Source organism: uncultured Ligilactobacillus sp., assembly GCF_948826705.1.
Lineage (GTDB): Bacteria > Bacillota > Bacilli > Lactobacillales > Lactobacillaceae > Ligilactobacillus.
Genome location: NZ_CAQLEL010000067.1, coordinates 1 through 12613, shown reverse-complemented (window position 1 = coordinate 12613; position 12613 = coordinate 1). Strand labels below are relative to the sequence as shown.

At 39.9% G+C, this 12613-nt stretch carries 15 protein-coding genes; 9 read left to right on the top strand and 6 right to left on the bottom strand.

The window, feature by feature from the left end; genetic code table 11:
* Positions 1-681: ATP-binding protein (locus Q9Q35_RS04045; protein WP_304652245.1), on the top strand; the 681-nt coding region annotated here is incomplete at its 5' end.
* Positions 682-738: 57 nt separating this feature from the next.
* On the opposite strand, the gene Q9Q35_RS04040 is transcribed toward Q9Q35_RS04045, so the two are convergent.
* From Q9Q35_RS04040 to Q9Q35_RS04020, 5 genes are all read right to left on the bottom strand, one after another.
* Positions 739-1434 carry a hypothetical protein gene (locus Q9Q35_RS04040; protein WP_304652244.1) on the bottom strand — a complete coding sequence of 232 codons (696 nt, stop codon included), beginning with the start codon at positions 1432-1434 and terminating at the stop codon, positions 739-741.
* A gap of 212 nt (positions 1435-1646) precedes the next feature.
* Positions 1647-2939 carry an ABC transporter substrate-binding protein gene (locus Q9Q35_RS04035; protein WP_304652243.1) on the bottom strand — a complete coding sequence of 431 codons (1293 nt, stop codon included), beginning with the start codon at positions 2937-2939 and terminating at the stop codon, positions 1647-1649.
* A gap of 10 nt (positions 2940-2949) precedes the next feature.
* Positions 2950-3606, bottom strand: coding sequence for a response regulator (locus Q9Q35_RS04030; protein WP_304652247.1), 657 nt, complete (start codon positions 3604-3606; stop codon positions 2950-2952).
* Between the two features lie 13 nt (positions 3607-3619).
* Positions 3620-4915 carry a sensor histidine kinase gene (locus Q9Q35_RS04025; protein ID WP_304652242.1) on the bottom strand — a complete coding sequence of 432 codons (1296 nt, stop codon included), beginning with the start codon at positions 4913-4915 and terminating at the stop codon, positions 3620-3622.
* Positions 4916-5830, bottom strand: a complete 915-nt coding sequence (locus Q9Q35_RS04020; RefSeq protein WP_304652246.1) for a substrate-binding domain-containing protein — start codon at positions 5828-5830, stop codon at positions 4916-4918.
* 330 nt (positions 5831-6160) lie between these two features.
* Between Q9Q35_RS04020 and Q9Q35_RS04015 the strand changes: the two genes are divergently transcribed.
* Genes Q9Q35_RS04015 through Q9Q35_RS04000 form a run of 4 tightly spaced genes read left to right on the top strand, consistent with a single transcriptional unit; the run spans position 6161 to position 9320 of the window.
* Positions 6161-7147 carry a PTS sugar transporter subunit IIB gene (locus tag Q9Q35_RS04015; RefSeq protein WP_304652241.1) on the top strand — a complete coding sequence of 329 codons (987 nt, stop codon included), beginning with the start codon at positions 6161-6163 and terminating at the stop codon, positions 7145-7147.
* Positions 7148-7164: 17 nt separating this feature from the next.
* On the top strand, positions 7165-7974 hold the full coding sequence (locus Q9Q35_RS04010; RefSeq protein ID WP_304652240.1) for a PTS mannose/fructose/sorbose transporter subunit IIC: 810 nt from the start codon (positions 7165-7167) through the stop codon (positions 7972-7974).
* A gap of 38 nt (positions 7975-8012) precedes the next feature.
* On the top strand, positions 8013-8930 hold the full coding sequence (locus Q9Q35_RS04005) for a PTS system mannose/fructose/sorbose family transporter subunit IID (protein ID WP_304652239.1): 918 nt from the start codon (positions 8013-8015) through the stop codon (positions 8928-8930).
* Positions 8931-8948: 18 nt separating this feature from the next.
* Positions 8949-9320: a DUF956 family protein gene (locus tag Q9Q35_RS04000; RefSeq protein ID WP_304652238.1), complete on the top strand. Its 372-nt coding sequence runs from the start codon at positions 8949-8951 to the stop codon at positions 9318-9320.
* A 63-nt stretch (positions 9321-9383) separates the two neighbouring features.
* Here Q9Q35_RS04000 and Q9Q35_RS03995 read toward each other — a convergent pair whose 3' ends face one another.
* The gene (locus Q9Q35_RS03995; protein WP_304652237.1) at positions 9384-9989 is read right to left on the bottom strand and encodes a hypothetical protein; all 606 of its coding nucleotides are present in this window, start codon (positions 9987-9989) and stop codon (positions 9384-9386) included.
* A 264-nt stretch (positions 9990-10253) separates the two neighbouring features.
* Between Q9Q35_RS03995 and yidA the strand changes: the two genes are divergently transcribed.
* The 4 genes from yidA (at position 10254) to Q9Q35_RS03975 (ending at position 12368) form a co-directional block, all read left to right on the top strand.
* Positions 10254-11072: a sugar-phosphatase gene (gene yidA / locus Q9Q35_RS03990; RefSeq protein ID WP_304652236.1), complete on the top strand. Its 819-nt coding sequence runs from the start codon at positions 10254-10256 to the stop codon at positions 11070-11072.
* A 165-nt stretch (positions 11073-11237) separates the two neighbouring features.
* Complete coding sequence (locus Q9Q35_RS03985; protein ID WP_304652235.1) at positions 11238-11708, top strand: hypothetical protein; 471 nt, start codon at positions 11238-11240, stop codon at positions 11706-11708.
* A 10-nt stretch (positions 11709-11718) separates the two neighbouring features.
* On the top strand, positions 11719-11901 hold the full coding sequence (locus tag Q9Q35_RS03980; RefSeq protein ID WP_304652234.1) for a hypothetical protein: 183 nt from the start codon (positions 11719-11721) through the stop codon (positions 11899-11901).
* A 197-nt stretch (positions 11902-12098) separates the two neighbouring features.
* Positions 12099-12368, top strand: a complete 270-nt coding sequence (locus Q9Q35_RS03975) for a hypothetical protein (RefSeq protein WP_304652233.1) — start codon at positions 12099-12101, stop codon at positions 12366-12368.
* Positions 12369-12613: the final 245 nt, after the last annotated feature.

The window sequence follows — 12613 nt, the reverse complement described above, 5'->3', positions numbered from 1 at the left end:
GATGATAAATATTTACAAGATGCTGATTTCACACGTGGTACTTACTATGCTGATCTTAAATTAGCTGTCAAAGAGGCCTTAGTCAATGCGCTGATGCATGCTTATTATGATGGGTATGTAGCAGTTAAGATCGTTGACCGACCAAGTTATTTTGAGTTTACTAATCCTGGTGATATGCGAGTCAGTAAAGAATCATTTCTGCGTGGACAAACGTCGATCATTCGAAATTCTCAGATCGCACTTTTATTTAGAAAGATCGGGATCTCAGAAAAGGCTGCAAGCGGTGGACCGCGGATCTTGAAATCAGCTAGCAACAATCATCTATTAGCACCCGAGATCAAGATCGATAACGAACATAATTTTACAACGATCCGGATCTGGAAAGTTGATGCCTTAACGCTGTTGAATGATAAATTTGAATTGGATAAGGTTCAGAGATTTATCATCGACTATGCAAGCCGAGTAAAAACTTTTAAATTCAATGATCTGATAGCTAAGAGCGATGGAGTTTACGGGAGTCAAAGTAAGATCCGCCAACGGCTAAATGTCTTAGTTGAAAGTGGGATCATTAATGTTACTGGAAAAGGACGTGCAACGTTTTATCAATTATTGAAAACTCCAGCCCAGAAAAAAGTTGAAAAAATTATGGATCTGTGGAATTTAGAGAAGAATTTATATTAAGAGATCTGTTTTTAGATCAGCAACAATTGCTGATTTTTTTGTGTACTAAACTGTGCATTATGACCCAGAGAGCATATCGCCAAATTCATTTTCAATATCTTTTGAGCGATAGCGGTAGTGGCGTTCACCTTGGATCGAGTGAAGTAATCTTTGTGTTTCTTTAGCGCGTTCAACTGTGATCGTGACATCGTCTTCAGCAGAAACTAAAGTGGAGATCAATTGGAGTCGGTCCTTTTCACAGCGCCGTTTTTGCCGACTTTGTTTAAGCTTTTGGACTAAGTGATAACCAGTTTTTGGATCAAAATCGCTTAACTCGATAGTGTGCAGATAATCTTGAAGGATAACAGAATCGGCATATTTAACATCATTTTTGAGAACATTTCTAAGCTCTGGCAGTACCATGATGACATGAGAAATATCATCGATCAGTGCCAAAAAATCAGCTTGATCCATCAGCAATAATTCGTTTAGTAATTCATCTTCAGGTGTTGGTTCTGAAATACTAAGCATTGTTTGGGTGAGATCAAAATCTTCGATGTGATCGACACAGCCGACTTTTAATTTAGGTAACGCTAGGATGGTTTGGTTAGGTAAGGCTTTTTTATCCAAGGAACGCAAAACTTTCTGGGCCTCTTTTTTAGTGTTCCACCGACTAGCCCGTTCAAGATCGTCGATCAGTGTAAGATCTTTTTGCCGAAAATAAAAAGTCCCCCCGTCGTCAGTTTGATAATAGATAACCTGTGTATTCAACATGTAGCTTCCCCCCTAATTTACGCTAAGCTATATATTATGATATCTATTATAATCAAAACGTGAAGGAATGCTAGAAATTTCTCTCTCGAAAAAATGAGATCTTTTTTCCTTGGATAAATATCTAAAAGGACTATAATGAAGACAGAAAAGAAGACCACTCAAAGTTTAAAATTCGAGTGGTCTTTTGATGTGTTGGCTTTATTCTAAATATATTATTTCTCCAGTTCTACTTGGATCTGTTCTTGGATGTCTGATAATTGGGCATCTATATCACCTTCATTTAGTGCACGTTCGATCAAATAGTCGGCTTTTTCCATCACATTACTGTAATGCCTAAATTTGGGGGTCACAGTTGCATTATCCATGATCTCAGCATAGTTTTTAGTGGTCAAAGCATTATCATCTTTGATACCTTGAGCTAATAAAGCTTGAGTTTTAGGACCATTCATCACGCTCGTCAACACTGAAGCGCCTTGTGAATCTTCCAATAACCTTGCTTGGATCTTTTTGTTTGCAGAGAGGAATTTTAAAAAGCGCAAAGCCAAGATCGGATGCTTGCTACGTGAGGAAAGGGCGAGAGTGGAAGTTTCCACAGCAGTTGACTTAACCTTAGGATCGATAGCTGGCATTTTGATGCACGTCCATCTAAAAGAAGAATAGCGTGCGATCCGATATGGATAAGATTTGTAGGTCCGATATTGCGCTAAAGTCATTGGTAAAAAGGCGACTTTGCCTTGGTCAAAATCATCAGCTGAGACTTTAGCGCTTTTTTGCAAGTTATAGAACTTCTCACTCATCACGAGTGCTTGGCGGACTTGTTTGGAATTAAAATAGCTTTTGGAGCCATCGGCACTGAATAAACGAGCTCCATACGCTTGAACTGTATCTTTCCAAGAATAATCAGCAAAGCCAAATTGGTCTAATGTCCCATCATTGTTAGTGTCTTTAGTAACTTGGCGACAGATCTGATAGAATTCTTCGAGTGTAAATCCTGATCTAGGGACAGTAATGCCCTCTTTTTTTAGCAGATCAGTGTTTACACATAGCACAGTTGGGTCAGCTTCCAAAGGTAAGGCATACTGATGACCGTTATATCTACCAGCTTCAAGAGTGACTGGATAGTAGTCTTTCGTATCAAACTTAGAGAAATGTAATGCAGGATCTAGATTTTGCATGGCACCGATCGAGGCAAGATAACCAAGATCTTTAGGGGAAACGAGATAAACATCAGGTGTCTGATTGCTAACGATCTTATCTGACAGCCAATCTAAGTAATTTTTTTGACGGATGCCACTTTCATATTTGATCTTGACATTGGGGTTTTGCTTTTCAAATTCTTTGATAGCGTGATCGATAAAACTATAGCCCTTATCGTTACGCACGCCCCAACTGCTATCGCTATAAAATCCAAGTGTTATCGTCTTAGGGGCTTTGAGCCACATAAATAAACTGCTTGCTAAGATCAAGGAGATGATCAGCCCTGAAACTATTGCGACTTTTTTCATTTTATGACCTCTAATTACGGGGAGCATTTTGGACGGACCAGATCGCTAATTGTGTTCGATCACGTAAGTCTAATTTTGTCAAAATATGGGAAATATGGTTTCTGACGGTCCCTTCTGACAGAAATAAGGTTTGGGCGATCTCCTTGTTAGACAGTCCACGGCCGACTTGTGTGATCACGCGCCATTCACCATCAGTTATCGCTTTAGCTCCATTTTTATCAACAGCGATCTCAAATTCCGAGCGTGCCATTTTTGAAAATAAACTGACGACTTTAGCGGCGATATCGGGATTGATCATCGAACCACCACTATTGACCGTGATGATAGCATCATGTAATTCTTTAGGTGAGATACCTTTTAAAATATAGCCAGAAGCTCCATATTTTAAGGCACTGTAGATAAACTCATCATCATCAAATGTGGTCAAAATAATAACTTTTATCTGGGGATATTTTTCCTTTAGTAGCTTAGTACTCATAGTTCCATCCATTTTAGGCATTCTGATGTCCATTAAGATCACATCAGGTCTTTTTCGTTCAACACTGGGTAAAACTTCAGTCCCATCATCGACGGTATCGATAACTTCAATATCGGGATAGACATTGAGGACGATCTGTAAAGATTCCCTGATCAATTTTTGGTCATCAGCTATTAGAACTTTTATCATCATAAACACCTCATTACTTAAAAAACATGATTTTGATCTTAAAGCCATCGTCTCCTTGATAGCTCACTTTACCACCGATAGTTGCCAATCTTTCTTGCATTTGGGTCAAACCAAAACCGTATTTTATGTCCTGACACCCGCGGCCATTGTCGCTGATATCGACATAATAATATGTTTCATCATGGGTCAATTTTAACCAGATATGTTGTGCTTGACCATGGCGGATCGAATTGGTGATAGCTTCTTCGATCGTTCTAAAAATAACGATCTCGGTCGTCTTCTCAAAGTCTGCGTCACCCCATTGATAGTCAAGTTCGATCGTTAAATTGGCGATCTTAGTATAGGGTCTGATCAACTCTTGAAGTGAAGCCTTTAAAGACAACTCTTCTAGTGCACCTGGACGCATCTTATTTAACGAGCGCCGAACATCAACAATACCTTGGCGCACGATCTCAGATAGATTATGCAACTGCTTTTTAGCACTTTCTTTATCCATATCCACAAGAACCAAGACGGCATCGATCCCAGCTGAGATCCCAGTCAATGCATGTCCAAGTGTATCGTGGATCTCGCGTGAAATTCTCTTGCGTTCACGGATCTCGGCGTTTTCCTCAGCGACTTCGATGTAGCTTTGAAGTTCAAGGTTAGCACTGTCCATCATGCGTAATTCTTCTTCGATATTGCGTTGCTTATTAGTCATATAGACAACATAGGTGAATAGTGACCACGTAAAAGCAACGATGTTCAATGTAACTAACAGATTGCGGATGAACCCTGCTAGAACGGCTAAATTAGTGGGGAGCGTATTGATATAGACATCTAAAGAAGGCAAAGTCACAAATATGGCCAGTAACTTGTCATTAGACAACAACAAGATGATCCCTGCGACTACAGCAAAACTGCCCCAATAAAATTGATTCTTTATGACGCCAGGATCTTTTGTGGAAAAGAAGATATCGGCAAACGCTAAAAAGATCAAGCCACTATATGAAGCATTAGTCAACCAAAACAATAAAATGATGATGAATAATTCACTTAGTAGCAGTAATTCTGAGTGCTTGTTTTCTTGGTGCTTGCGGCGATAAAAAATAAGCATGACTAAAACACCATATAGGATAAAAGTCGACCAGTACATCACGTGAACATTTCCCGGGACAACATTTAGTTTTTTCAGTAAATAAGTGCTCAGATCCCTTTGTAAGACATAGTTTGTCACTAACAAATATAAACTGGCATTATACATCAATGCGATAAAATTGATGAGGATCAGTCCATAGTAAGCACGTGTAGCTCTTATTGCTTGTTTCACTTATTGCCACCCCGAAACATCATAGTTTTTGATATTGTTTTTCGTTAATAAATAGACTGGAACGATGATCTCTTTTTTGACTTTTTGATGGTCGAATAGTTGATAACATGTCTGCATAACTTTTTTTCCAAGTGCGATCGGAGACTGAGCCACAGTCGCTTTGGCATTTGGATCACTTAATAACAGCTTTTTCATATCGATCGATCCATCGATCCCATAAACAGGAATCCTGTCCTTGAGCGCCAAAGAGTCCAAAGCAGCCAAAGCCCCGATCGCACTTTGATCATCTAAAGCCATGATCGCGTCAAATTTTTTGGGTCCTTGTTGAAGCGTTTTTAAAGTCTGCTTTAAAGCGATATCTGTTTGCCCTAGAGTTTCGACATTTTGGGTGATCTGGTATTTAGAGCTATCAAGTGTTGTTAAAAAACCAGCGTAACGTTCTTTGACAGATAAAGCGTTCCAGTGGCGTAAAACCAAGATGTTTGCCGTACGGTTATTTTTCATTAAATATTGGGCACTTAGTCTACCTGCTCGAAAATTATCGGATACGATGCTACTATCGATATAGCTGGAATCACTTAATTGACTATCAACGGCGATGATCTTGATCTTTTTTTCATGGGCGTTGCGGAGTGCCTGTTGGATCTTTTTATTTTCCCCATCGACTGGATTGATAACGATAACGCTTACTTTTTTCTCAATGAATTCTTCGATCTGCTGACATTGTTTATCCACATCTAAGGCTGGATCACGGGTGTATAAAATATCGCCTTTGAGATCAGTGGCTTTTTTTAACTCTTCATTGATAGCTTGGTAAAAACTGTTATTTAAAGTCATATAAGTTGCCCCTATTTTTTGTGGGCCTTTTATCATAAAGAGGGAGGCTAGCCAGATCAAAAAAATAAGGACGGTCATAAGTAAAACAGTTAAAATTAGTCGACGATCAATTTTTAACAGCATTTTTGTCGGTACCTCCCGCCAAATTTTTTAGTAAAATTATAACATTATTCAAATATAAATTGTTAAATAACGTTAGAAAGAAATGAGCTCTTATATTAATTTTACAAATAGTAGCTTATTTTTTCATGTGACAAATGTCATGTTAAGTGAAAGATAAGTGCTCTTTTTATGTGTATTTTGTCACCTAAAGTAGTGACTGAGCTCACTTGTTGCGATTGTCAGGAAGCGGTTACAATTTTTGTATGATGAAGATCATCAAATATTATAGATAAGGAGAATAAATTTATGGTAGGAATTATTCTTGCTAGTCACGGTGGATTTGCAGAAGGGATCCATCAATCAGCGGAAATGATCTTTGGACCACAAGATGAATTTGAAAGCTGTATTTTAAAACCCGATGAAGGCCCTGATGACATCAAGCGTAAATTAAAAGAAGCTGTTGCTAGTTTTGATGATCAGGCTGAAGTTTTATTTTTGGTCGATCTTTTTGGGGGAACGCCTTTTAACCAAGCAGCTAGTCTAGTAGCCGATCACAAAGACAAATGGGCGATCGTTTCAGGGATGAATTTACCAATGGTCATCGAAGCTTTGAGTCAACGCTTTTCGGTCACTTCTGCTAAAGAGATAGCTAAGGCGATCGTGCCAACTGGAAATGAGGGCATCAAGACTTATCCCGAAGATCTCTTGCCAAAAAAACCACAGCCACAGGTGAGCCAAAAGCAAGGACAAAAGATCCCAGAAGGTACAGTATTAGGTGATGGTAAGATCGAATATGTTTTGGCCAGAGTCGATACGCGCCTTTTACATGGACAAGTCGCTACTGGTTGGACGCATACGACGCATCCAAACCGGATCATCGTCGTCTCCGATACGGTGTGTCATGATAAGCTACGGACGAGCATGATCAAGCAAGCTGCGCCAAATGGGGTCAAAGTATCAGTCGCACCGATCAAGAACATGGTCAAAGCTAATGACGATCCACGTTTTGGTGATACACGGGCGTTAGTTTTATTTGAGACCGTTGAAGATGCTTTAGCTGCGATCAAAGCAGGGGTGGAGATCAAAGAGATCAATCTAGGCTCTTCGGCGTATAAAGAAGGCAAAGTCAACGTGACTAAAGCTTTATCTTTTGATCAAACAGATGTTGATGCGATCAAAGAATTACAAAATATGGGAGTCAAATTCGATGTTCGAGGTGTTCCAAGTGATCAACCGGCTAACATTGATGACTTGATCCGCTCAGCTGAGAAGAAATTAGCTGAAAAGAAATAATTTGGGAGGAAAAATAGATGAGTACGCTTCAAATCATTTTAGTCGTAATCGTAGCATTTATTGTAGGTTGTAGTTCTGTTAATGACCAGATCGAGACCTATCAGCCGATCGTAGCTTGTTCGTTGATCGGTTTAGTTACTGGTCACCTTGAACTGGGTGTTATGTTAGGTGGTAGCTTACAGTTGATCACTATGGGTTGGGCCAATGTTGGCGCTGCGATGGCGCCAGATGCAGCTTTAGCCGGAGTCGCTTCTGCAATCATTTTAATTGAAGGTAACCAAGGATCACAAGGGATCGGACCAGCGATCGCTTTAGCTGTTCCATTGGCTGTTGCTGGCCTTGGGTTAACGATGTTAGTTCGGACTGCAACTGTATTTATTGCCCATATCATGGATAGTCGAGCAGAAGAAGCCGATATGAATGGGATCCAAATATGGCATTTTATCGGGATGGCACTGCAAGGACTGCGGGTCGCTATTCCAGCTTTACTGTTGATGCTCATTCCAGTAAACGTTGTGCGCCAAGGCCTTGAAGCAATGCCAGAATGGTTGACTGCTGGAATGACGATCGGTGGTGGTATGGTCGTTGCTGTTGGTTATGCGATGGTCATCAATATGATGTCTAGTCGCGAAGTATGGCCGTTCTTTTTCCTAGGCTTTGCACTTGCAGCGATCGAACAATTGACATTGATCTCTTTAGGTATCATCGGCGTTTGCTTGGCTGTCTTGTTCCTTGCACTTGAAGGTAAAGGTGGCAATTCGAATGGTTCATCCACAGGTGGTGGGGGTTCAGATGATCCTCTGGGAGAAATTTTAGAAGAACTCTGACCAATTTTAAATATCATTGAAAGGAATGGAGCATTATTATGAATAACGATAAAAAAATTAGTTTATCTAAAGCAGATCGCTTTAAAATGTTTATGCGTTCATATTTTCTTTTGAGTTCTTTTAACTACGAAAGAATGCAAAATGGTGGGGTAGCCTACACCTTGATCCCTGCCATCAAAAAGCTATATTCTAAAAAAGAAGACCGAGCAGCAGCTTTAAAGCGGCACTTAGAATTTTTCAATACGCATCCTTTTATGGCTAACCCGATCTTTGGGGTAACGATGGCGTTAGAAGAAGAAAGAGCTAACAGTGCTGATGTCGATGATGCAGCGATCTCTGGGGTCAAGATTGGGATGATGGGACCGTTAGCTGGTGCTGGGGATCCACTTTTCTGGTTCACCTTACGTCCGATCTTGCTGTCTTTAGGAGCTTCATTGGCTGTTTCAGGTAATATTCTTGGACCGCTATTATTCTTTATCTTGTGGAACATCATGGCAGCAGCTGTTAAGTGGTATACCCAAGAGTTTGGCTATAGAGCAGGTGTTTCGATCACAGACGATCTTTCAGGTGGCCTTTTGCAAAAAGTGACTCGAGGGGCATCTATGATGGGGATGTTTGTTATCGGGGCTTTGATCCAACGTTGGGTCTCGATCACATTTACGCCGGTCGTGTCTCAAGTCAAACAACAAAAAGGCACTTATATCGAATGGGATAAACTTCCTGAAGGTGCTAAGGGGTTAAAGGAAGCTTTTAGCCAATATGCGGCTGGTCGTTCGATCGATGCGACAAAAGTTACAACGTTACAGGATAACTTGAATCAATTAGTTCCAGGTTTAGCGGCTTTGGGCCTGACTTTCCTTTGCATGTATCTCTTAAAGAAAAAAGTCTCACCGATCATCATCATTTTGGGGATCTTTGTCTTAGCGATCCTATTCCACGTGATCGGATTATTATAAAAGAAAGGATAAATTCAAATGGTCAAGTCACTGAATACGATAAGAGAGCTTACAGATAAGGGAACTTGGTATCGTAATGGTCCTTTTTATGGCAATGTCATGGTCGGTGACTATGCCTTTGAATTTTACAATGAGACCAAGCTACAAGATTATATCCAAATTCCTTGGGATGAGATCACTTATGTAGTCGTTGATTACTATTTTGGCGGTAAATATATCCCACGTTTTGAGATCAGAACTAAGAAGAATGGTAGGTTTAGATTTTCAACGCGCAATAGCCGTGCTACTTTAAAAGCAATTCAAAAGCACTTGCCTCGTGAGAGTTTGCGTAAAGCACCAAGTGTTGGTCAGATCTTAAAGCAGCGTTTCAATAATTTACGTCGAAGCTAATAAAGCAGCTATTCAGATGAGGATCTGGGTAGCTGTTTTGTGTTTTGATAGATGTAGCCTGTCTCAATCAGGAACGTTTTGTTGAGCGAGGTAGATTCCAAAATCTTTCAACATTTCAGGAAGATCATATACTGTTTTGCCGGAAAAAGAGATACTCGTTTTTTCGCCAGGTTCTTTAGTTGTAAATAGGTCATAGGCTGTTATCAGCTTTTCAACTTGAGGGATCGCTAGTTTTTCAAACAAGAATTCACAGTCTATGATCGTTTGGCTATATAACGTGACAAGGTTATATGAGCGGCGCATGATCTCAGTTTGGCTTTCGTGACAACCGATGCCCCAACTGATCATACCATCCTCAAATAACAAATCACGATAACGGATCACGATGATAAGGGCTTCTTCAACAGTCAAGCCATCAATAAAATACACGTCGTGGTGTGTGTTGGCTAAGACATGCGGCCGGAGTTCAAATTTCTGTTCCTCAGTAACAGCGACAGGTAATTCTAAAATGAAAAATAAAGGTTCATTACGGGTAGCAATAAAACCTGTGATCAGATCAAATATTTTATCAGCACTAACATTAGCACAGATACTATTTTCTTGAAGTTCGTAGCTTTCATCAAGGCGTTTTGCCTGTGGTACGTGAAATCCTTTGTTTAAATTTAACATATATACTCCTCCATTTCTTACACTATCTATGATAGTTGATGGGATCGGGAAAATATTCCACCAAATTTAAAAGTCTAGAGGCAAATTCTGCCACTGAGTTGTGGGAGCATAAAAATGTGAGAAATGATGTTGTATTTTGTGTGGCAGAAGATGACGATCATCAGGTTGAGATCAAAGAATTAGTTCAAAAGTATCATTACGTGTTAGTTGATAGCGCTTTAGTGTAGAATAGAGACAGATGCAATAGAAGGTAGGGATTTTGTTATGGATATTAAACTGATCGCGATCGATATTGATGGGACTTTGGTCAATTCTAAAGGGCAATTGACGCCAAAAGTCAAAGAAACTATCAAACAAGCAACTGCTCAAGGGATCAAAGTCGTCATTTGTACAGGACGTCCGTTAGCTGGAGTGAGCGATCTGTTGGCACAGCTAGATCTAGCAGATCAAGATGACCAATATGTAGTTTGTTTTGGTGGGGCAGTCGTTGAGACCACGAGTGGCAAGCTGATCTTCCAAAAAAAGATCAGTTACGACGATTTTGTCGACTTAGAAGCGATCGCGCGTAAATTAAATTTGCATTTCCAAGCGATCAATACAGAGCGGATCTACACTTGTAACAAGGATATTGGTTATTACACACTCTATGAAGCAAATTTGGTGTCAATGCCGATCTCATACCGGACACCTGAAGAAATGCGCGAGATCCCACTTGTCAAAGCTATGTATATTGAAGATGCTGAAATTCTTGACCCCGCGATCGCCAAGCAGGAATATTTTGAACCTGTCAAAGATCGCTTAGACCTGATGAAGACAGCACCATTTTATTACGAAGCTTATGCGAAAGGTGTCAATAAGGGCAATGCGCTTGTTAAATTATGTGAGATCCTTGATTTGACGGCGGATAATGTGATGGCGATCGGGGATGAGGAAAATGATATCTCAATGCTCAAATTTGCAGGTACAGGTGTCGCAATGGGCAATGCGATCCCAGCGGTCAAAGAAGTTGCCACCCACCATACCATGGATAATGACCACGATGGAGTAGCCCAAGCGATCAGTGAAATAGCACTGAAAAAATAACGAGAAATAGAGGACTTAGACCTATGCTGAACGGTGTAGGTCTATTTTTGTTGTACAAATTATAAAAAACGTTGGATATTAGTAAGTCTTAGTGTTAAAATTCTATTTGAAAATGATGTGTTTTAAGTAAGAAAGAGATAAATTATTGAGCAAATAGAGGATACTATGCAAAGAAAATACAAGTTAGTTGTGATTGTGATCCTTAGTCTATTTTTGATAGGCGGAGCTAGTATGGTGCTCATTAAGGAAGTAGAACATTTGCGGATCGAAAGACAAAAATGTCAAAAAGCCGAGTCGATCAAGGAAAGTAAAAAAGAGGTCAAAGCACGACAAAAAATAGCCTTGTGGGTCGTACAACATTATGAAGGACCAGAAATCAAGATAATTGAGATAGGAAAAATAAAGACACATGGAATATTAGGTTCCGGCGGAAGTAGTGTTTCTGTTGTTATAAATTCAAAAAAGAAAAATATGATTGAGGGTATAGGAGTTGATGAGCAAGGTGATCCGATAAGTGCAGGATTCTCTTTTACAGATAGTGATTATAAATACGTAGAAGAAAAATTATCGAATAAAAATTTAGATGGAATCAATATTTTATATTGGGAGGAAGAAAATGATACTAGATTTAAATGAATTTAATCAGTTGTCTAATAAGGTATACGATATTGATCCGTTGAAGGAAAGTAATGGACAAGAAGGGAAAAATTTAGATGGTACAAACTATAAAGTCCTCGACATCTTCCGTAATGGCACTTATGGCGATAAGAATCAACCACATGCAGGCGATGACAGTTGCACCAAATTATATAGGAGCAAATTATGCTAAAAAATAAAAAGATACGAGTAGTAGTTGTTGTAGTTCTTAGTTTATTTTTGATAGGAGGAGCTAGTATGGCGATCATTAAGGGAGTAGAGCATTTGCGGATCGAAAGAAAAAAACGTCAAAAAGCCGAGTCGATCAAGGAAAGTAAAAAAGAAGTTTTGTGCGTGATATAAAAGCTGCCGAGAGTTAGGAGAATAGAAATGACATTAGAAGACATTGCATTTGAAATGCGGAAAAGAATATTAAAATTGGCATGGACAGGCAGATCAGGACATATTGGGACCTCTCTTTCTGCTACAGATATTCTGGTGGAATTATACTTTGATCAGATTCTTCGTTATGATTCAGGGAATCCGGATTGGGAAAGCAGGGACAGGTTTATTCTAAGCAAAGGAGGAGGCAAGGGAAGCGGAGAAAAAGGCGGAGACAGCGGAAAAGAAGGCGGCGGAAGCGCAGAGGAAAGCCGATGAAGAACAGAAGAAGGCGGAGGCGATGCGCAGCGAGCAGGAAGCCTGACGGCCCGGAGGCGGTGAGCACCGTAGAAGAAACAGTCGGCGTTTATGTGGCGTGACAGCGCAAAGCAGTTAACAAACGCTGTCACGTTATGCAACGTTGCAAAAGTAAGAGGAGAGTAAGGCAAGATGCTGGAAAATGAAGTGGACAGAGGATTTATCGAGGAATTTTTATCACAGCTCCCCGAGAAGGCCTTTCATTT